Source organism: Pseudomonas sp. AS2.8 (assembly GCF_014190935.1).
Classification (GTDB): domain Bacteria; phylum Pseudomonadota; class Gammaproteobacteria; order Pseudomonadales; family Pseudomonadaceae; genus Chryseomonas.
This window is the reverse complement of the sequence record NZ_JACHVV010000001.1, coordinates 306,402-326,794: the sequence shown is the minus strand read 5'-3', so window position 1 is coordinate 326,794 and position 20,393 is coordinate 306,402. Positions and strand designations below refer to the sequence as shown.

The following is a 20,393-nucleotide window of genomic DNA, read 5'->3' as shown; positions in this document are numbered from 1 at the left end:
TGGGCAGGAGAGGAAGAAGGTTGGAGGACGCTCTAGGGCGCCTTGACGTCGTTATCCCTTGGCGGGCTAAGATTAGTCAATTTTCTAATTCTTATACTTATCTATAAGCATGGCTAATAATCAGATTGAACCGCTCTCCCCCGTGCCCTTGCACGAGGGCCGGCGTTTTCTCAACGATCGGCTGGACTGGAATCTCTTGCGCACCTATCTGGTGATCGTCCAGGAAGGCAGCGTGAGTCGTGCGGCCGCGCGGCTGCACCTGACGCAGCCAGCCGTGAGCCAGGCTCTCAAGCGGCTGGAGGAACAACTCGATCGCGCGCTGATCATTCGCCGTGGGCCGCGCTTCGCCCTCACCGAAGCCGGCGAAGAGGTAGCCCGGATCGCCAGCGACCTCTATGGCAACGTCTCCCGTCTCGGCGCCGCACTGGAGCGCTCGACGGAAACCGTGGTGGGCAAGGTGCGGATGCTCACCATCAGCCGCATCCAATCGCGCTGCTACGACGACTTCCTCGCCGACTTCCACCGCCGCTTTCCGCGGGTGGAACTGGAGATCGACGTGATGCGCAGCTCGGACATCATCAGCTCCCTGCTGCAGAAGACCGCGACCCTGGGACTCGCCCTCTGCCGTATTCCTCAGCCCAAGCTGGAACAGCGCGTGCTGTTGCAGCAGCGCTACGCCTTCTTTTGCGGGCGCCGCCATCCCCTGTTCGGGCGCAGTGGCCTGTCGCTGGCCGATCTGCAGGGTGAAAACTTCGTCAGTTTCACCAGCGACCAGATTGGCGGCAGCCTCTCGCCGCTCACCATCTTTCGCGATCAGCAGGGCTTCACCGGACGCATCGTGGCCTCTTCGCCCAGCCTCGAAGAAATCCGCCGCCTGGTCGGCGCCGGTTACGGCATCGGCTGTCTGCCCCAGCATGTGGTGGCAGACGATGTGGCCGCCGGCGAACTCTGGCGCCTGCCGCCCAGCGAGGGCGTGGCCGATGTGGACGTGCACCTGCTCTGGCACCGCGAACAGCGCATGACCCAGGCGGAAACGGCGCTGCTGGAAGGCTTCCAGCATCTGCTGGCGACCACCGAGGTGGCCGCGCGGCTCTAGGCCTCAGGGCGTTGCATCACTCGCATGGCAGGTCCAGGCCGGGCGCGTCGCCAGGCGTTCGAGATAGGCCTCGATGGCCGGCGCGGCGATACGCTCCATAGGAGTGCTGCGCCAGCGGTGCAGCGACAGGCCCAGGGCGATGTCGGCCAGGCTGAAGTGTTCGCCGGCCACGTAGGGGCCGTGCTGCGCCAGGTGCGCTTCCAAAATGGCGATACGTCCGTTCCAGGCGGCGATGCCTTGCGCCAGGCGCTGCGGATCGGGTTCCGGCGGCTGCTGCTTCACCAGCGCCAGGTAGGCATAGCTCCAGGCCGGATTGAGTTCGCAGGCCTGCCAGTCGAGCCACTGATCGACCCGCGCCCGGGCGCGCGGAGCGGTGGGATACAGCGCCTCGCCGCCATGGGCGTTGGCCAGGTAGCGCAGGATGCTGTTGGATTCCCAGAGCACGAAGTCGCCGTCCAGCAGGACCGGGATCTGGCCATTGGGATTCCACCGCAGGTACTCGGCGGATTGCGCCGAGCGAAAGCCGGCGCCCCAGTCCTCGCGCTCGTAGCCCAGGCCCAGTTCGTCGAGGCACCAGAGCGCCTTGCGCACGTTGATCGAAGAGACGCGACCAAGAATCTTCAGCATGCCGAGGCGACCTCCAGGGATGAATGGCTGAGATAGGGCTCGATATTGCCGAGCGCACGCCGGACATAGTCCTCCTTCTCGCCCACCGGCGCCACGTAATGCAGCACCTCGGCCGCGGCCTCGCGGCCCAGCAGCCGGGCGATGGCCCAGGCCGCCAGGTAGCTGGAGGCCAGGCAGCCGCCGGCGGTGGCCAGGTTGCCGCGGGCGAAGAAGGGCTGCGCCAGCACCTCGATGCCGGCTTCCTGCACCCAGGGCTTGGTGGTGAGATCGGTGCAGCCGGGTACGCCGTCGAGTAGGCCGAGGCGCGCCAGCAACAGGGTGCCGGAGCACTGGGCGCCGATCAGCTGGCGGGCGGGATCGAGCACCGCCAGCTGCTCCAGCAGGGCGGCGTCTCGCGCCAGTTCCCGGGTCCGGCTGCCACTGCCCACCAGCACGGCGGTGCAGTCCGCCAGTTCGTCGAAGCCGGCCTGGCGTTCCAGGCGAACGCCGTTCATGGACGTGATGAAGGGGGTCGGCGCCATCAGCGAGACCCGCCAGTCCGGTCGCCTGATGCGATTGAGGAGGCCCAGGGCGATCAGGGAGTCCAGTTCGTTGAAGCCGTCGAAGGTGAGGATGGCGAGATGCATGAGGGCTACCAGGGGCGCGGGGTGAAGCCAGAGTCTCGGCCTCACGGGCAAGAGTCGGCCAGATACAGTGCCACGCCAGGCGGGCCATACAGTCAGGTCAGCCATCGGCAAACCGCTCTAAAGCGGGTGATAGCACCTCTGCCCTACTTGGAGCGCTAGCACTTAGCCATTACAGTGACGCACCCTGGCCGAGCCCTCGGCCGATTTGCCATCGTCCATCGGCCTTACCCCCTTCCGAGATGTCGATGGACGACGATATTCGTTATGAACAGCATGTCCGCCGGGTGCTGCGCACGCCCCTGCTGGTGTTGCAGCCCCTGATGCTGGCGATGTGGCCGCTGAGTCTGTGGAGCAATCCGTTGATCGGCAGTCCCTACAAGGGGCGCTATTTCGCGCTGATGCTGCTGTTGCTGGGGATCAGCGCCCTGCTCAGCGTGGCGCGCAGCGCACGCATGATGAGTCTGACCTTTACCGGCAACATCTGGGCGCTCGTCCTCGCCTTCCGCATCCAGATCCAGGATGGTGGCGCCCTGGGTCACTACTGGAATCTCCCCATCGCCATCGTCGTCGTGCTGGGCACCTGCGGCCTGACCTATCGCCTCTCCCACTACCTGATCACCCTCGCCGGCGCCGCCTTCATCCTCTTCGCCGGTCAGGCCCAGCCGATACCCACGGCCATGCCGATGCACCTGGTCGGGTTGCTGGTCAGCGCCACCCTGGCCATCGGCATCGCCTACAACCATGCCAACAGCCAGTGGATGCGACGGACCTTCATTCTCAAGGAGCGCTATCGGATTCTCGCGGAGACCGACGAACTCACCGGGATCGCCAACCGTCGCAAGCTCCTCGAGCAGGTCGATGCGGCACGCGGCGAGAGCGGGCAGGCGCCCAGGCATTTCGTCATGCTCGATATCGACAACTTCAAGGAGATCAACGACCGCCACGGCCATCAGGTCGGTGACCAGGTGCTGTTCACCACGGCGCGGCAACTCGATCAGCTCGATCCGCGGCTGCAAGGCGGCCGGCTGGGTGGCGAGGAATTCGGGCTGCTGATCCGCGACCTCGACGAGGCACGGGTCAGCCACCTGCTGGAAACCCTGCGCGGGCGCCTGGCCGCAGCCGAGCCCCTGGGTATCCGCTTCAGTGCCGGGGCACTGCGCCTTGCGCCGGAGCTGTCGCTCAACGAGCTGCTGCGCCAGGCGGACGAAGGTCTCTACCGGGCCAAGCGCCAGGGCAAGGACCAGACCGTCTGGATCTGCTGAAGGTCGCTACTCCAGCTTTTCCACCTTCACCGCGGTGGTGCCGTCGTCGACCATGTCCACCCGCCGGGCAGCGGCGCGGGAGAGGTCGATGATGCGGCCGCGGATATAGGGCCCGCGGTCGTTGATGCGCACCACCACGGCGCGATCGTTTTCCAGATTGGTCACCTTGACCCGGGTGCCGAGCGGCAGGGTCTTGTGGGCGGCGACCAGTTCGTTGTTGTTGAAGGTCTCGCCACTGGCGGTTTCCTTGCCGTGGAACTTGCGCGCATAGAAGGAGGCCTTGCCGCGCTGTTCGAAGCTGGCTTCTTTCTTGGCAGGCGCCGCGACGGTCTTGGCGTCCTTTTCCTGGCAGGCGGTGCAGGCGAGTACCAGGAGCAATACGAGGGATCTGGGACGGATGAACACGTTTCACCTTCCTCTTTTTCTTCGTTTTCGGGAAAGCAACGCTCGGGGAGTGGGTTCAGCTAGCTCTGAACCCGGGCGTCACCGGGAGGTTCGCCAGGGATGGCCAGCGGCCATCCTATCTGTGACGGGCCCCTCAAGACCGCCTAGGGCGCCGGCAGCACGTACCTGAGGATGGCGACGAAATGCAGGGCGCTGCCGGCCATGACGAAGACGTGCCAGATGCCATGCCAGTGGCGGAAGCGATCGTCGAAGACGAAGAACAGGATGCCGACGGTGTAGAGCACCCCGCCGGCCACCAGCCAGGCGAAGCCCTCGCCGCCCAGGCGGTCCAGCAGCGGACCCACCGCCACCAGCACGATCCAGCCCATGGTGGCGTAGATCACCAGCGACAGGATGCGCGCCTCCGAGCGCGGCTTGAGCTCCTGCGCCATGCCGATCAGCGCCAGGCCCCAGACGATGCCGAACAGCGTCCAGCCCCAGGGACCGCGCAGGGTCACCAGGCAGAACGGCGTGTAGCTGCCGGCGATCAGCAGGTAGATCGACAGGTGATCGAGCTTTTGCAGCAGGCGTTTCGCGCGCCCCTTCACGCTGTGATAGAGGGTCGAGACGCTGTAGAGGATCACCAGCGCGACCCCGTAGATGGCCACGCTGACGATGCGCCAGGGATCGCCCTGCAGGCTGGCCAGCACCACCAGGGTGATGGCGCCGGCCAGGGCCAGCAGGGCACCGACCAGATGGGTCCAGGCATTGAGACGTTCGCCGTGATACATGCGTCCTCCAGTGTAGGTCGCAAACGGGCTCAGGGTCTCGCCGAGCTCTCGCGACGGGCAGTGAGGCGCTCATAGCGGTCGAGCAGCGGCTGGATGGAAATCCCGTGGACCGCGATGCTCAAGGCCACCACCGACAGGGTCAGGTCGACGATGGTCCCGGCCCAGTCGGCCGTGACGTGGTGCGTGAGCGCGTAGCACAGATAATACAGGCTACCGATGCCACGGATGCCGAACCAGCCGATCAGCGCACCCTGGTGGCGATCGATGCGGGTGAAGGGCAGCATGGTGGCCACGCCCAGCGGGCGGATCACCACGAACAGCAAGGCGCCCAGCAGCAGCGCGCGGCTGTCCCAGTGGGTGATGAGCACCACGCCGAGCAGGGTCACCAGCAGCACTTCGAAGGAGCGCTCCACCAGGCTGCCGAAGGCGAGCATGTCGCCCATCATCACCCCGGCCGCCATTCGCGGCTCCTCGATGTCCTCGGCGTTGGCCACGGTGGCGCGCTCCGGCGCTCCGGTGAGGTGCCCGATCACCGGCTGCGCCAGGTGCTCGGAAGGCACTTCCGCATTACCGGAGGTCTGCACCTCGGCCTGGCGCAGGCCCAGGCCGGCGGCGAATACCGCGAGAAAGCCGAAGGCGCCGATCTCGTCGGCCAGCACATAGGACAGGGCGATCAGCGCCAGGGCGAGGAAATCGTTGGGTGAAATGGTGCTGTCGCCATGGCGGGTGCGCAGGAAGATCATCAGCCGCCCGACCCCCTTGCCCATGACATAGCCCAGCAGCAGGCCCGCCGGCACGCCCCAGACCACGTTCTTGAGGAACCACTCCAGGGTCCAGCCCCACTGCAGTTCGCCGTGCTGCAGGAGCAGCAGGCCAAGCAGCACGAAGGGAAAGGCGGTGCCGTCGTTGAGGCCCGCCTCGCCGGAGAGACCGAAGCGCACCCGGTCGAAATCCTGGGCATGGTTGACCTGCACCAGCCCGGCCAGCACCGGATCGGTGGGCGCGAGGATGGCGCCGATCAGCAGGGCCACGCCCCAGGGCAGGCCGAGCAGATAGTGGGCGACCAGACAAACCCCCGCAATGCTGAGGATCATCACCGGCCCGGCCAGCAGGTAGGCGCCGTGCCAGGAGGAGCGATGAAAGGACAGCCGCAACTTGAGGCCGCTGACAAACAGCGAAAAGAGCACCGCCACCTCGGTGAGATGGCCGATCCAGGTCGCTGATTGCTGAAAATTGACCTCGGCGAGCCCCAGGCCGATGGGACTGATCAACATGCCGAAGGCCAGGCAGACCACCGAGGTGGTGACCGGCAGCCAGCGCAGATAGGCGGACGTCAGGGCCAGGATCATCAACAGCGATCCCAGTACCCCGACCCAGACGAGAAATGTCATGTGGGTAGCGTGATCCAGAGCAGAAGAAGGCGAGCGGTAGCGAACGCCACCCTTGTGATGGAGACTGCGTAAACGCAGCCGCGGTGCCCCCTATCTGCCGAATGGCGCGCGCAGCAGTGACCCCGCGCCCCTGGCCAGGGTCCCATGCCCTACAGTCCCCAAGGAAAATCTCTCCTCGCATGAGCGATCACCGCCTCCGCAAGCAACGCCGCCTCGAACGCCTGCAGCGCTTCCTCGACTGGGCCTGCCGCACCCATCCCGACTTCGTCGCCAGGCAACAGCACCAGGAACTCTGGTTCAAGCCCTATTCGGGCTATCCCCTGCCGCACCTGGGTCGTATCGCCAAGGCCTTCTGGCTGGGTCTCGACGAAGCCGCCGCGGCGGCTGCGGGCAGCGCGCCCGATCCCGACAGCCTGCTGGGCCAGGCGCTGCTCAATGCCGGCAAGACCTTTGGCTATCCGGTGGATGTCTTCGGCAGCGAAAAGCTCTTTACCGGCGGCGCGGCGAGCGAATTGCTCGAATCCCACTGGGCGTTGAATCTGGCCGACAGCGCTTCGGCCGAAGGCTTCGCCGCCGCGGTCGGCGAGCGCCTGGGCGATGCCGTGCGCGAGCGCCTGGGCCTCCTGGCGGCGCCCTTCGCCGAGATGGCCGACGAGGATCGCCAGCGGGTGCTGGAGCGGGTGCCCCAGGCACTGATCCGCCTGGACGACTTCCTGCCACGGGCGGTGGAGGTGCTCAACGAGACGCGCCACGAATTGAGATTCAACGTGGTCCTGACCCACGAGGACATTCGCCTGGAGATCCCCCGGCGGCTGGCGGCCAACCAGGGCCGGCTGCTAAGCGATGCCGATGTCGCCGCGCTCAGAGCCGAAGCCGAGGCGGACCTGCGCGAGCGTTTCGCCGTGCTGGTGGGCGAAGCCGATGCCCTGGACTTCGATCTGCACCAGCTGGGCACGCCGCGCCTGCAGGAGCTGATGCGCCTGGAAGCCGACAAGCTGCGCCGGGCCCTGCGCCACGCCGTGACCCAGCTGCGCGAGAAGATGGCCTTCGCGGTGCTGCTGGAAAACAATCCGCGCTTCGGCCAGTACCACCAGAACTATCCGGCCCGCCGTCTGACCCGCACCTGGACCGCCCTGCTCGGCCCCACCAACAGCGGCAAGACCCACAGGTCCATCGAGGCCATGGCGGCGGTGACCCATGCCATCTACCTCTCGCCGCTGCGGCTGATGGCCCTGGAAAACCAGGAGCGCCTGGAATCCCTCGGCGTGCCCTGCTCGCTGGTCACCGGCGAGGAGGAGATCATCCGCCCGGGCGCCACCCACTTCTGCTGCACCGTCGAGGAATTCGCCCGCTTCCGCCGCCAGCAGTGGGAGGTGGTGGTGGTCGACGAGGTGCAGATGCTGGCCGATCCGCAGCGCGGCTGGGCCTGGGTCGATGCCCTGGTCAGCGCCCACACCAAACGCCTGCTGATGACCGGTCCGGCGCTGATCGAGCCCTCGCTGCGCACCCTCTGCGCCCTGTGCGAGGACCGCCTGGAGATCAAGCCCACCAAGCGCCTGTCGCCGGTCACGGTGGCGCGCCACGCCACCACCCTGGAGCGGCTGGAACCGGGTTCGCTGCTGGTGGCCTTCAGCCGCCGGGTGGTGCTGGAACTCAAGGGTCTGCTGGAGATGACCGGCCACCGGGTCTCGGTGGTCTATGGCGCGCTCTCGCCGGAGGTGCGCCGGGAACAGGCGCGCCGCTTCCGCGAAGGCGAGACCGAGATCATGGTCGCCACCGATGCGGTGGGCATGGGCCTCAACCTGCCGGCCCACACCCTGTGCTTCTACACCGACGAGAAATTCGACGGGGTGGAGAATCGTCCGCTGCGGGTGCAGGAGGTCAAGCAGATCGGCGGGCGCGCCGGGCGTTTCGGTCACCATGCCGAAGGCGAGATCACCGCGCTGGAGCCCCATGTACTACGCAACATCAAGCGGCTGTTCCACAGTCCGGACGATCCGGTAGACGTACACCAGTTCCAGGTGCGGCCGAGTCTGGAGCACCTGCGCGCGCTGTCCGAGTTCATGGAGGAGCCCAGCCTGCTGCGCACCTGGCTGACCTTCAATCGCAACATCAACTACGGCGACGCCTTCGTCTCGGTACTGCCCGACGAGCTGGCCGAGTGGATCAAGCTGATCGACCTGCCCGGCATCGATTTCCAGCTGCGCTGGATCTTCGCCTGCACCCCGATCCGCGGCGGCCTGGAGGGCCCGGCCAGTAGCCAGGCCCAGCGCTGGCTCCGCAGCGTCGCCCGCGGCGAGCCGGTGGACCTGCCGCGCATCCCCATGGGCACCGATCTCGCCGGACTGGAAAGCGCTCTGCACGTGGTGGAGACCTATCTGCACCTGTCACGCAGCCTGCCCGAGCTGTTTCCGGCGCTGGAACGCGGCCAGGACCATCGCGACCTGCTCAACGACGCCATCACCCGGGAGTTGTCACGCCGACGCCGGCCGCGTGGCCAGGAAAAGGGCCAGGGCAAGGGCAAGGGGGGACGGCGCCAGGGTCGCGGCGAGCGGAGTGGTGGGCGCTTCGGGCGTTAGGCGGCGCGCGATTCGCCGCCGGACGCTGGCAGACAGGTAGCGTGGATAACGGCAAAGCCTTATCCACACTTCGAAGCGCCCTGCTCGTGGGTCACGCCGCGCGTGTTTCCACCCATCCTATCGCGGCCTCGGTGGTTCGTCCGCCACAGGCACCGCGGTAACCGTAGGAGCGGCCGCATCGGCGGACCGCCATGGCCGCGGTAGGTTGGGTTGAGCGCAGCGAAGCCCAACATCGCGTTGGGAGCCGGCAATATTGGGCTTCGACGATGGAGCCGTCTCAACCCAACCTACGGTTTATCGCGGCCATGGCTGCGATAGGACAGTTGCCTCTACTGGGACGTCCCTAGCGGCATCCGCGCCTTGAAGCTCCAGGTAAAGAAGAATTCGGCGACCTGCTCGCCGCTTTCATCGGTGCCGACGCTGCGCAGTTCGACCTGCTGCGGCGCACCGGTCTCCCGCGCCAGCCGCAGCGCCGCGGCGATGGCCGCGCCCTGGTCGCAGCGAAAGACGATGGTGCCTACGGCCTTCTTGCTGAAGGTCGCGCTCATGGCCACCACCAGCATGGCGTAGCGGCTGCCGGAGCGGCGGATGTGCCGGTGGGCGAGGATGCCGGTGGAAAATTCCGCCGCCATGCCCTCCACTGCCCAGAACATGCTCTTGAAGGGATTTTGGTTCAGCCAGCCATGGGTGACCTGCATCTGGCAGCCGGCATCGTCTAGGTGGCGCAGGCGCAGGCCGGCGATCTTGGCGATGGGCACCTTGGTCCAGACGAAGAGATTGAACAGCAGTCGATTCATGGCGAGCGCATCCGGCAGCCTGGCCGGAGCGCCAGGTCCCCCGCAGCTTAGCGCCTCGTCCCGGGCCGCTCCATGGCTGGCGCGCGCGGCCCGGCAGACAGTTCGCGACCCCCGGGTCGCGCGGCTGGGCGCCTCACGGTGGAAGCGCCCGCGAGCCTTACAGCGGATTGGCGTTGAGCTGCTCGGTGTAGCGCCGCGTCATGAAGATCGCGAACAGCAGGCCGGCCACCGCCAGGCTGCCACCCACCAGACCGATGTAGGGCATGCCGACATGGGTCCCCACCACGCTGCCGAGCAGGGCGCCGCCGCCGATGCCGACGTTGTAGATGCCGGAGAACAGCGCCATGGCGACGTCGGTGGCGTCCTTGGCCAGCGCCAGCACCTTGGATTGCAGCGCCAGGCCGAAACTCATAATGGCGATGCCCCAGACCACGCTCAGCCCCTCCAGCATGAAGCTCTTCCAGGCGAAAGGCAGCAGCAACAGCAGCGACAGGGCGATGCCGGCGATGGCCGCGACCAGGAAGCCGTTGGGGAATCTCAGGCTGTAGCGGCTGAACAGCAGCGAGCCGATGACGCCGGAACCGCCGAACAGCAGCAGCAAGGCGGTGATCTGCATGCCGCCCATGCCCGCCACTTCCACGGCGAAGGGCTCGATGTAGCTGTAGCCGGTGAAGTGGGCGGTCACCACCAGGGTGGTGAGGAGATAGATGCACAGCAGCGCCGGACGCTTGAACAGCACCGGCAGACTGGCCAGGGAACCGGAATTCTCGCTGGGCAGCAGCGGCAGGTTGCGCGCCAGCCACAGCACCGTGCCCACCGCCAGCGCCGCGATGGCGACGAAGGTGTAGCGCCAGCCCAGCAATTCGCCGAGTACCCGGCCCAGCGGAATGCCCAGCACCATGGCCAGGCAGGTGCCGGTGGCCAGCAGGCCGAGCGCCTGGGTCTGCTTGCCGGCCGGGGCGATGCGCACCGCCAGCGAGGCGGTGATCGACCAGAACACCGCATGGGCGAAGGCGATGCCGATGCGGCTGGCCACCAGCACCTCGAAGCTCCAGGCCACCCCGGAGAGGCCGTGGCAGGCGATGAAGACGATGAAGACGAACATCAGCAGGCGCCGACGCTCGATGGAGCGGGTGGCGAGCATCATCGGCAGCGACATCAGGGCAACCACCCAGGCATAGATGGTCAGCATCAACCCGACCTGCGAGGGACGCATGTCGAAACTGCGGCCGATGTCGCTGAGCAGCGCCACCGGGACGAATTCCGTGGTGTTGAAGATGAAGGCGGCCAGGGCCAGGGCGATGACACCGGACCAGCTGGATTTCCGGGCTTCGGCGGTAGCATCCATGGGGGTCTTCTACTCCAGAGCGAAAGGGTGGACAGCGACTTCCGGGCGGAAAGCCGACGACGAAAACCCACGAGCAAAGGCTTGGCCCGCCTGCGACGCCTGGTCGCGAGCGAGAAGTCTGCTGTAGGTAGGGATTGGAATTGGATGTGGTAAAAATTCTACGCTGTCGATTCGGACCCTCACAACCACCCGCAGTTGCGCGGGGCTGCCGCGATCAGCCGGTCAGCGTAGCCAACTGCCTGATCGGCGGCGCTTTTCGCCCAGGAATCGGCCTGGCAGCGACCCGTCGCTGCGACAAAACATCGCGAAACCTTTTGCCCGGGTCAGGCGACTGGCGAAAGGCAGCTGGTCATTGACCTTGCCCCGGGGGCAAGCTCTAGCCTCGGCGTCGTCAGCCCAGTCAGGAGCCTCCCCCATGCGTATCGTCCTCTCCTCCACCCTGCTCGCCCTCACGTTGTTGGCGGGCGGCGTCGCCCAGGCCGCCGAGACCCAGCACCCGGCCCACCAGGACATGCAGAAGAGCATGGAAACCATGCACCAGGGCATGGAAGAAGGCCTCAAGGCCAAGGACCCGGACCTGGCCTTCGCCAAGGGCATGCTGGCCCACCACGAGGGCGCCGTCGACATGGCCCGCTACCAGCTCCAGCACGGCAAGGACCCGGAGATGCGCAAGCTGGCGGAAGACATCATCCAGGCCCAGCAGAAGGAAATCGACCAGCTCAACCGCTGGATCAAGGCCCACGCCAAGTGATGGTGCCCCACGTCCGGGGCTGGCACAGTGAGCTACCAGTCCCGACGCGGAGACCACCATGCTGATCGACCATCTGGATCATCTGGTCCTGACCACCACGGACCTCGCCGCCTGCGAGGATTTCTACACCCGGGTGCTGGGTATGCGCCTGGAGACATTCGGCGCGGGGCGCAAGGCGCTGCGCTATGGCAACCAGAAGATCAATCTGCACGAGCGGGGGCACGAATTCGAACCCAAGGCGCACCTGCCGGTGCCGGGTGCCCTCGACCTCTGCTTCATCGCCCGTGAGCCGCTGGACCAGGTGATCGCCCATCTGCAGCGCGAGGGCTGGCCGATCATCGAGGGCCCGGTGGCCCGCACCGGCGCCACCGGACCGATTCGCTCGGTCTATGTGCGCGATCCCGACCTCAACCTGATCGAGATCGCCGAGTACCCGACCTAGCGCGGCCGGCCAAACACCTGGGTCCAGTACAGACTGTGGGTGCTACGCGGATTCAGGGCATAGGCCGCGCCCATTTCGCTGAATTCCGGATTCATCAGATTGGCGCAGTGGCCCGGACTCGCCAGCCAGCCCTGCATGGCCTGGGTGACCGAACCGGCGCCGGCGGCGATGTTTTCGCCGATGCGGGTCCAGCCGTAGCCCTGTTTGGCCACCCGCTCGGCCACGGTGCCGCCGCCGGGGGCGGTGTGGGAGAAGTAGTCGCGACCGGCCATGTCCTGGCTATGGGCCAGGGCGGCATTGGCCAGCGCCGGATTCCAGCGCAACGGCGTGGTGGCGGCGAAGCGGCGGGTGCCGCAGGTGCGCGCCTGGGCGCGGGCGCGATTGACCTCGGCCAGCACCGCCTTGCCGGCGGTCTGCCAGTCGCCCAGACCGGCGCTTACCACCGGCCGCGCCAGCACCAGTTGCCAGCGCGGTCCCTGCTGGCTCACCCCGATCTGCGCATAGTCGCTGCTGGCCAGCGGCCGGCAATACTGCTGGCGCAGCCCGGCCATGGCCGCCTGGGCGGTCGGCGCGCCCGCCAGCATGATCACCTGCACCGCCGACGCCTGATAACCCGCGGCGCGCAGATCGCTCTGCAGCCGATCGCGACCGGTCAGGCGCACTGCCGCCAGGCGACCGTCGGCGGTGAGGGGCGCCGCGGCGCGAGTGCCGGGGCAGCCCTGGGGCGCGGCGCGATAGGCGTTGATCAGGCTGACCAGCCGCGCCTCCTCGGGCGTCGCGGCGAGGGCGGCCTGGGTCAGCAGAGTCGAGGTCAGCAGCAGGGACAAGGCGGAGAAACGAGGCATGCGCGAGCGGATCCGGAAAACAGGGAAGCGCTATGTACCCGGCCTGAACCCGGGGCGCAAGCCAGGCGAGGGACCAGCCGAGGAACGGATGGCAGTTTGCTTGCAAGGGTGATTGGAGTAGGCTCGCCGGCTCATTCAACAGGAGTCTCTCCCATGGCCAAAGCCTCTGCCCGCCACATCCTGGTTTCCAGCGAAGCCAAGTGCAACGAACTCAAAGCCGCCATCGAAGGGGGCGCCGACTTCGCCCAGGTGGCCAAGGACAACTCCAGCTGCCCCTCCAGCCGCCAGGGCGGCGACCTGGGTACCTTCCGCCCGGGCCAGATGGTCAAGGAGTTCGACACCGTGGTGTTCAGCGCGCCGCTGCACCAGGTTCAGGGTCCGGTAAAGACCCAGTTCGGCTATCACCTGGTGGAAGTCACCAGCCGCGAAGATTGATCGCGCCGGTGCTCCCGCTCACGGCGGGAGCACCCTCCCCTCCCCGCTTCCAAACGACTATCCTGCAGACTTCCTGCCTCCCGAGGATAGCGCCATGTCCCTGCCCCTCGAACGTCACGGCCAGTGCCTGTGCGGCGCCGTCCAGCTGGATTGTCGCCTCGACAGCCTTGCCGTCTCGGCCTGCCATTGCCGGACCTGTCGCCGCTGGGGCGGTGGCCCGCTGCTGGCGGTGGAATGCGCCCAGCCGCCGCTGATCGGTGGCGGCGACGCCCTGGCGGTCCATGCCTCGTCCGACTGGGCCGAGCGCGGCTTCTGTCGCCATTGCGGCACCCACCTGTTCTATCGCCTCAAGGCCGAACCGCACTATGCCATCCCGGTCGGCCTGCTCGAGGGCGCGGACTGGTTGCTGGACAGCGAGATCTTCATCGAGGAAAAGCCGGCCTGGTACTGCTTCGCGCACTCGCGTCGCCAGCTGACCGGGGCCGAGGCCTTGGCCGAGCACGGCGAACAGGACTAGCTGCCCGGGTCCGACTCCGGGCGCCAGCCATGACCGCTGGTCGCCTGACCCTGGGCGACCCCGGGCACGGCGCCCAGTGCGCCAAGGCTCATGCCAGAGCCCTGTTCCCCTCCCCACCCCCGAGCCACCTTGCCCGCACGCCTGCGGCCTGGGCGCACACCCCTATCAAGCCACCGGCAAACGCGCCGATGCCTGGGTGAGCTCCCTTTCCCAGCCTGCCAGACAAGAGGAACAATCATGGGGTTTCTGCAACGCTTCGGCGCGCGTGCCCGCCAGGGCGGCAGCGGGGTCTTCAGCCTGACCTGCTCCGCTCGCGAATTGAGCGACCGCCTCGGCGGCGTCGCCCTCAAGCCCACCTACATCGCCGGCTTCGTCTCGCCGCATCTGGACCTGGACGCCATCGCCCGGCAACTGGCGGGGCGCTTTCCCGGCGCATCCATCAGCCTGTGCACCACCTCCGGCGAACTCTGCGGCAGCGAGCAGCGCCTGTATTGCGCCGCCGACGGCGCCTGGGACCGGCTGGTGCTGCAATTCTTCGACGCCTCGGTCATCGCCTCGGCCGAGGTGGTGCATGTCCCGCTGGACAGCGAAGACATCCGCCGCGGCGGACCGCGGCGCAGCATGAAGGAACGCCTCGCCCGCCTGACCGAGTCGCTCAAGCGCCTGCAGGTGCGCACCTCCATCGATCACCGCGATACCCTGGCCTTCGTGCTGTTCGACGGCCTGTCCGCCTCGGAATCCTTCTTCATGGAGGCGCTGTACGAGTCCGGCCGCTTCCCCTGCCTGTTCGTCGGCGGTTCCGCCGGCGGCAAGGGCGACTTCCGCCAGACGCTGCTGCACGATGGCCGCCAGGCCTATGAAAACCATGCCCAGCTGGTCTTCCTGAAGATGGCCCGGAACACCCGCTTCGGGGTGTTCAAGAGCCAGAACTTCAGCGCCACACCGCTCAGCCTCAGTGTCCTCACCGCTTCCCTGGAAGAGCGCTACATCAGCCAGGTGGTCGACAGCCGCGGCCAGATCAAGAGCATGGTGGCAGCCCTCTGCGAGGCCTTGAGCTGCCGCGCCGAGCAGCTGGAGCAGCGCCTGGCGGATTATTCCTTCGCCATCCGCGTGGGCGAGGAGCTGTTCGTCCGCTCCATCGCCCGCATCGACTACGAGCGCGAGCGCATCCACCTGTTCTGCGACGTGGCGCCCGGCGAAGAGTTGGTGATGGTCAAGCGCACCTCGCTGGTGGACGCCACCCGCGAGGACTTCGCGCGCTTCCTGCAGGGCAAGAGCGGCACCCCGCTGGTGGGCGTGCTCAACGACTGCATCCTACGCCGCGCCAACAACGGCGCCGAGTTGCCGCGCATGGGCGAGGTGTTCGGCCAGACGCCGGTGGTGGGCTTTTCCACCTTTGGCGAGATCCTCGGCCTGAACCTCAACCAGACGCTGACCGCGGTGTTCTTTTTCCGCACCCCGGAGGGCGCGCCCTTCCGCGACGACTACGTCGACAACTTCGCCGCCCACTATGGCGAATTCAAGGCCTTCTTCCTGCGCCGGCAGATCAAGAAACTGGCCGGCCTGAGCCAGGTGGTGGTCAACCAGATCAATGAATTCAAGCGGCAGAACTTCACCGGCGTGGTGGATGCCCAGGGCCTCGACGACTCCATCCAGGCGGTGTTCGGCGGCCTCGCCGATCTCGGCCAGGTGCTGCGCCAGGCGCACCAGAGTCGCCAGGAGATCGGCGAGCAGTTGCGGCACTACTCCGGCGAATTGCACAGCAGCATGGACGATCTGGCGGGCAACATCCTGCAGCAGGGCGAGGTCGCCCGCCAGGCCGACAGCACCGTGCAGCACCTCACCGAACAGGCCGAGGACGTGGTGCGCAGCGCCAACGAGCTGAGCCAGTCGAGTCTGCGCATCCAGTCCATCGTCCAGGTGATCCAGCAGATCGCCGGCCAGACCAACCTGCTGGCGCTCAACGCGGCCATCGAGGCGGCGCGCGCCGGCGAGAGCGGTCGCGGCTTCGCGGTGGTGGCCGACGAGGTGCGCAACCTGGCGGCCATCACCCACAAGAACGCCGCCGAGATCGGCGCCGACATCGACCAGCTGTCCCGCGCCATCAGCGAGGTCGGCGCCCATATCGCCGGCCAGGCCGAGGACGTCGGCTCGCTGCAGGAGTTGCTCGCCGTCCTGCGCGAATCCGGTCGGCTCACCGCCCAGACCTCCCACCGCACCAAGGACATCGCCGATACCCTCACCGGCCTTACCGCCGCCACGTCGTCCTAGGCCGGGGGACTTACCGTTCGTCGGCACTGACCGGCAAGTCCCGCCCGCCGCTCGCGTATCTGCCCCTAACCGGGGGCAGATACGGGTAGGCGTCGGATCACCTCCCGAGTGACCACAGGGTCACGGCCAGCGCCGTGGCTTGCGGCCCTGTTTTGCTCCCGCCAGCGACCCATGAGTCAGCAATAGACGCCCCAAACCCGCTCCCGGCCGCGTCTACGACTTTTGTAGTGACTATACGAAAGCACTACAAAACTCGGTTGACGACGCCCCGATCTCCTGCAAATCTCTAACTGCACCGGACGCGAACCCCCTATCCATGCGGGTCGCGCCTGGGCTCCGGGTGACCCTCGGGCCGTCTTGCGTAGTGATGCTCAAGAGGCACTACAAGAGAAGACGACTGAAATGCCGCGCTGCTCGAGGCAGCGTCGCCAGAGGTGACGTCCGGATCCATGCAGGCACGTACGGCGACATGACTCGACAGCTGGGCTGACCTTTCGCCTTCGCGACCGGTAGCCGGGTGGCAACCGCCATCCCGCTGCCGGACGTTGGGAAAAGACTGGTACCCAAGCCAACCTCATCGAGAAGGATCGACTCATGTCCGCTTACGAGAACGACGTTCAAGCCATCGCCGCCCTCAAGAACAGCACCGGCAACCACTGGAGCGCCATCAATCCGGAATACGCCGCGAGGATGCGCCTGCAGAATCGCTTCAAGACCGGTCTCGACATCGCCCGCCACTGCGCGGCCATCATGCGCCGGGACATGGCCGCCTACGACGCCGACAGCAGCGCCTACACCCAGTCGCTGGGCTGCTGGCACGGCTTCATCGGGCAGCAGAAGCTGATCGCCATCAAGAAGCACCTGGGCAGCACCCAGGGCCGCTACCTCTATCTGTCCGGCTGGATGATCGCCGCGCTGCGCTCGGAATTCGGCCCGCTGCCGGATCAGTCCATGCACGAGAAGACCAGCGTGCCGGCGCTGATCGAAGAGCTCTACACCTTCCTGCGCCAGGCCGACGCCTGCGAGCTGGCCATGCTGTTCCGCGAGCTGGACGCCGCCCGCGCCGCCGACGAGAACGCCAAGGCCGCCGCCATCCAGGCCAGGATCGATGGCTACGAAACCCACGTGGTGCCGATTATCGCCGACATCGATGCCGGGTTCGGCAACGCCGAGGCCACCTACCTCTTGGCCAAGAAGATGATCGAAGCCGGAGCCTGCTGCATCCAGTTGGAAAACCAGGTCTCCGACGAGAAGCAGTGCGGCCACCAGGACGGCAAGGTCACGGTGCCCCACGAGGACTTCCTGGCCAAGATCAACGCCGTGCGCTACGCCTTCCTGGAACTGGGCGTGGACGAGGGCGTCATCGTCGCCCGCACCGACTCCCTGGGCGCCGGCCTGACCAAGCAGATCGCCGTCAGCAAGCAGCCGGGCGACCTGGGCGACCAGTACAACGGCTTCCTCGACTGCGACGAGGTGGACGCCAGCCAGCTGGGCAACGGCGATGTCCTGATCAGCCGCGGCGGCAAGCTGCTGCGGCCCAAGCGCCTGGCCAGCGGCTTGTTCCAGTTCCGTGCCGGCAGCGGCGTGGACCGGGTGGTGCTGGACTGCATCACGTCGCTGCAGAACGGCGCCGACCTGCTGTGGATCGAGACCGAGAAGCCCCACGTCGGCCAGATCAAGGCCATGGTCGACCGCATCCGCGAGGTCGTGCCCAACGCCAAGCTAGTCTACAACAACAGCCCCTCCTTCAACTGGACGCTGAGCTTCCGCCAGCAGGTGTTCGACGCCCTGCAGGCCGAGGGCAAGGACGTCTCCGCCTACGACCGCGCCAAGCTGATGAGCGTGGACTACGACGACACCGAACTGGGGCGCCTGGCCGATGCGCGGATCCAGAGCTTCCAGCGCGATGCGGCGCGTGAGGCGGGCATCTTCCACCACCTGATCACCCTGCCCACCTACCACACCGCGGCCCTGTCCACCGATAACCTGGCCAAGGGCTACTTCGCCGAGGAAGGCATGCTGGCCTACGTCAAGGGCGTGCAGCGCCAGGAGATCCGCCAGGGCATCGCCTGCGTCAAGCACCAGAACATGGCCGGCTCGGACATGGGCGACGACCACAAGGAATACTTTGCCGGGGAGGCCGCGCTCAAGGCGGCGGGCAAGGACAACACCATGAACCAGTTCCATTGATCACGGCCACTGCGGAGGACACGCTCATGAACCTGAACGACAACCCCAGCCTGGACGATCTCAAGCAACTGTTCGGCCGGCTCAAGGACAAGAACCACAACCACATCCTCTGGGTCTGCGAGAGCGGCGCGGTGCACGTCGACCGGCTGCCCGGCGGCGAGACGCCCGAGCAATTCGAGGAGCGCCACCCCAGCCTGCGCATCCGCTTCAAGACCTACAACAAGGGCGGCGGCTACGTCGGCAAGTCCGCCGCGGCGGACGACACCTTCATCAGGAGCGTCCACGCCGCCCTGCAGGAGCACTGGCGCCTGGCCAGTCGGCAGCAGCAGCCGGCTTATGTGGATCGCTACTGCTAGTCATGAAAAAGGGCGCGGCGGATGGTTGACCACCCGCCGCGCCCTGCCCCACCTCAGAGGCGACTCGTCCGCTCCTGCATGGCCCTGCAGGCTCGGCCGAGTCGCCTCTTCCGTTTACAGCACGAACAGATCCACGAAGCGATGCACCGGGGTGGCTTCCAGTCCTGCCTGATCCTTGCACAGCGCGAAGATCTGGGCGCAGCGACCGGCCGGGAAGCGCGTCGCCAGGTTGCTCTGGAATTTGCGCTCCAGGAGCGGAATGCCCTCTTCGCGGCGCCGGCGATGGCCGATGGGATATTCCACGGCGATCTTCTCGGTGCTGCTGCCGTCGGTGAAGAAGACCTGCAGAGCGTTGGCGATGGATCTCTTGTCGGCTTCCAGGTACTCGCGGCTATAGCGCTCGTCCTCGACGATCTCCATCTTCTCGCGCAACTGGTCGATGCGCGGATGGGCCTGATGGAAGGCGTCCTCGTAGTGTTCGGCGACCAGGTCGCCGAACAGCAGCGGCACGGCGATCATGTACTGCAGGCAGTGGTCGCGGTCGGCGGCGTTGGCCATGGGGCCCTGCTTGGAGATGATGCGGATGGCCGATTCGTGGGTGGTCACCACGATCTTCTCGATCTGATCGACGCGATCGCGCACCTGGGGATGCAGGATCACCGCGGCCTCGGCGGCGGTCTGGGCATGGAATTCCGCCGGGAAGCTGATCTTGAACAGCACGTGTTCCATCACGTAGCTGCCGAAGCCCTGGGGGAAGCGGAACTCGCGCTGGTCCGCCGGCTTGGTGGCCAGGTCCTTGTTGGTGTGGCTGAACAGCACGTCGTAGAAGCCCCACTGGGGCGCGCTGAGCACCCCGGGGATGCCCATCTCGCCGCGCAGGGCGATGTCGGCCAGGCGCACGCCGCGGCTGGAGGCGTCACCGGCGGCCCAGGACTTGCGGCTGCCGGCATTGGGCGCATGGCGATAGGTGCGCAGCGCCTGGCCATCGACGAAGGCGTGAGAGAGCGCCGCCAGCAGTTGCTCGCGGTTGGCACCCATCAGCTTGGCGCTGACCGCGGTGGAGGCCAGCTTGACCAGGAAGACGTGGTCCAGGCCGACGCGGTTGAAGGAATTCTCCAGGGCGAAGACACCCTGGATCTCGTGGGCCATGACCATGGCCTCCAGCACCTGGCGCATGGTCAGGGGCGCTTCGCCCTGGGCTACGCGGCGCTGGGAGAGGTGGTCGGCCACCGCCAGGATGGCGCCGAGGTTATCGGAGGGATGGCCCCATTCGGCGGCCAGCCAGGTGTCGTTGTAGTCCAGCCAGCGAATGATGCAGCCGATGTCCCAGGCCGCCTTGACCGGGTCCAGGCGATAGCTGGTGCCCGGCACCCGCGCGCCCTGGGGCACCAGGGTGCCCTCCACCTGGGGACCGAGCAGCTTGGTGCACTCGGGGAAGCGCAGGGACAGCAGGCCGCAGCCGAGGGTGTCCATCAGGCAGTTGCGGGCGGTGTCCAGGGCCTCGCGGGAGGTGACCTGGTAGGTCAGCACGTAGTCGGCCAGGTCCTGGATGACTTGGTCGTAATCGGGTCTGTTGTTGAGATCGACGTTGGCGCTCATGGTGTTTTGCTTCCTTACAGCGTGGTCATGGCGGTCCGCCGCTGCGGCCGCTCCTACAAGTTTGGCCATGGATCGCTCCCCTAGGA

General features: G+C 66.8%; 19 protein-coding genes. 10 read left to right on the top strand and 9 right to left on the bottom strand.

All coding sequences use genetic code 11. The features are described from left to right. The first annotated feature begins 148 nt into the window (after positions 1 to 148). Positions 149 to 1,096: a LysR family transcriptional regulator gene (locus tag FHR73_RS01480; RefSeq protein WP_260175621.1), complete on the top strand. Its 948-nt coding sequence runs from the start codon at positions 149 to 151 to the stop codon at positions 1,094 to 1,096. 3 nt (positions 1,097 to 1,099) lie between these two features. On the opposite strand, the gene FHR73_RS01475 is transcribed toward FHR73_RS01480, so the two are convergent. Beyond that, positions 1,100 to 1,723, bottom strand: coding sequence for a glutathione S-transferase family protein (locus tag FHR73_RS01475; protein WP_183629004.1), 624 nt, complete (start codon positions 1,721 to 1,723; stop codon positions 1,100 to 1,102). After that, positions 1,717 to 2,349 (bottom strand): DJ-1/PfpI family protein, encoded by a 633-nt coding sequence (locus FHR73_RS01470; RefSeq protein WP_183629003.1) that lies wholly within the window; start codon positions 2,347 to 2,349, stop codon positions 1,717 to 1,719. Before FHR73_RS01470 ends, FHR73_RS01475 begins: the two co-directional genes overlap by 7 nt. A 245-nt stretch (positions 2,350 to 2,594) precedes the next feature. Here FHR73_RS01470 and FHR73_RS01465 point away from each other — a divergent pair, with 245 nt between their 5' ends. Next, entirely contained in the window at positions 2,595 to 3,611 is a 1,017-nt protein-coding gene (locus tag FHR73_RS01465; protein WP_183629001.1) for a GGDEF domain-containing protein, read from the top strand. A 6-nt stretch (positions 3,612 to 3,617) separates the two neighbouring features. Here FHR73_RS01465 and FHR73_RS01460 read toward each other — a convergent pair whose 3' ends face one another. The 3 genes from FHR73_RS01460 to FHR73_RS01450 all read right to left on the bottom strand — a co-directional run bounded on the left by FHR73_RS01460 (position 3,618) and on the right by FHR73_RS01450 (position 6,177). Continuing rightward, a complete protein-coding gene (locus FHR73_RS01460) occupies positions 3,618 to 4,016 on the bottom strand; it encodes a septal ring lytic transglycosylase RlpA family protein (RefSeq protein WP_183628999.1) in 399 nt (132 codons plus the stop codon). A 143-nt stretch (positions 4,017 to 4,159) separates the two neighbouring features. Beyond that, entirely contained in the window at positions 4,160 to 4,786 is a 627-nt protein-coding gene (gene trhA / locus FHR73_RS01455) for a PAQR family membrane homeostasis protein TrhA (RefSeq protein WP_183628997.1), read from the bottom strand. Positions 4,787 to 4,815: 29 nt separating this feature from the next. Next, complete coding sequence (locus tag FHR73_RS01450) at positions 4,816 to 6,177, bottom strand: sodium:proton antiporter (protein WP_183628995.1); 1,362 nt, start codon at positions 6,175 to 6,177, stop codon at positions 4,816 to 4,818. A gap of 179 nt (positions 6,178 to 6,356) precedes the next feature. Here FHR73_RS01450 and FHR73_RS01445 point away from each other — a divergent pair, with 179 nt between their 5' ends. Continuing rightward, on the top strand, positions 6,357 to 8,756 hold the full coding sequence (locus FHR73_RS01445; protein ID WP_183628993.1) for a DEAD/DEAH box helicase: 2,400 nt from the start codon (positions 6,357 to 6,359) through the stop codon (positions 8,754 to 8,756). A gap of 329 nt (positions 8,757 to 9,085) precedes the next feature. Here FHR73_RS01445 and FHR73_RS01440 read toward each other — a convergent pair whose 3' ends face one another. Both FHR73_RS01440 and FHR73_RS01435 read right to left on the bottom strand, forming a co-directional pair. Further along, positions 9,086 to 9,553, bottom strand: coding sequence for a DUF4442 domain-containing protein (locus FHR73_RS01440; protein ID WP_183628991.1), 468 nt, complete (start codon positions 9,551 to 9,553; stop codon positions 9,086 to 9,088). A 157-nt stretch (positions 9,554 to 9,710) separates the two neighbouring features. Continuing rightward, positions 9,711 to 10,901: a sugar transporter gene (locus FHR73_RS01435; protein ID WP_183628990.1), complete on the bottom strand. Its 1,191-nt coding sequence runs from the start codon at positions 10,899 to 10,901 to the stop codon at positions 9,711 to 9,713. Positions 10,902 to 11,316: 415 nt separating this feature from the next. Here FHR73_RS01435 and FHR73_RS01430 point away from each other — a divergent pair, with 415 nt between their 5' ends. Beyond that, the gene (locus FHR73_RS01430; protein WP_183628989.1) at positions 11,317 to 11,652 is read left to right on the top strand and encodes a DUF305 domain-containing protein; all 336 of its coding nucleotides are present in this window, start codon (positions 11,317 to 11,319) and stop codon (positions 11,650 to 11,652) included. Positions 11,653 to 11,713: 61 nt separating this feature from the next. Then, positions 11,714 to 12,094, top strand: coding sequence for a VOC family protein (locus tag FHR73_RS01425; RefSeq protein WP_183630166.1), 381 nt, complete (start codon positions 11,714 to 11,716; stop codon positions 12,092 to 12,094). Here the strand turns inward: FHR73_RS01425 and FHR73_RS01420 are convergent. Then, the gene (locus tag FHR73_RS01420; protein WP_183628988.1) at positions 12,091 to 12,939 is read right to left on the bottom strand and encodes a CAP domain-containing protein; all 849 of its coding nucleotides are present in this window, start codon (positions 12,937 to 12,939) and stop codon (positions 12,091 to 12,093) included. The genes FHR73_RS01425 and FHR73_RS01420 overlap by 4 nt on opposite strands. A 153-nt stretch (positions 12,940 to 13,092) precedes the next feature. Here FHR73_RS01420 and FHR73_RS01415 point away from each other — a divergent pair, with 153 nt between their 5' ends. The 5 genes from FHR73_RS01415 (at position 13,093) to FHR73_RS01395 (ending at position 18,708) form a co-directional block, all read left to right on the top strand. Beyond that, positions 13,093 to 13,374: a peptidylprolyl isomerase gene (locus FHR73_RS01415; protein WP_007160531.1), complete on the top strand. Its 282-nt coding sequence runs from the start codon at positions 13,093 to 13,095 to the stop codon at positions 13,372 to 13,374. Positions 13,375 to 13,468: 94 nt separating this feature from the next. Beyond that, entirely contained in the window at positions 13,469 to 13,891 is a 423-nt protein-coding gene (locus tag FHR73_RS01410; RefSeq protein WP_183628987.1) for a GFA family protein, read from the top strand. A 237-nt stretch (positions 13,892 to 14,128) separates the two neighbouring features. Further along, on the top strand, positions 14,129 to 16,162 hold the full coding sequence (locus tag FHR73_RS22615; RefSeq protein WP_183628986.1) for a methyl-accepting chemotaxis protein: 2,034 nt from the start codon (positions 14,129 to 14,131) through the stop codon (positions 16,160 to 16,162). 594 nt (positions 16,163 to 16,756) lie between these two features. Then, complete coding sequence (locus FHR73_RS01400) at positions 16,757 to 18,352, top strand: isocitrate lyase (protein ID WP_183628985.1); 1,596 nt, start codon at positions 16,757 to 16,759, stop codon at positions 18,350 to 18,352. Between the two features lie 26 nt (positions 18,353 to 18,378). Further along, positions 18,379 to 18,708, top strand: coding sequence for a hypothetical protein (locus FHR73_RS01395; protein ID WP_183628983.1), 330 nt, complete (start codon positions 18,379 to 18,381; stop codon positions 18,706 to 18,708). A 114-nt stretch (positions 18,709 to 18,822) separates the two neighbouring features. Here the strand turns inward: FHR73_RS01395 and prpD are convergent, their stop codons facing one another. Beyond that, entirely contained in the window at positions 18,823 to 20,307 is a 1,485-nt protein-coding gene (gene prpD / locus FHR73_RS01390; protein ID WP_183628981.1) for a 2-methylcitrate dehydratase, read from the bottom strand. Positions 20,308 to 20,393: the final 86 nt, after the last annotated feature.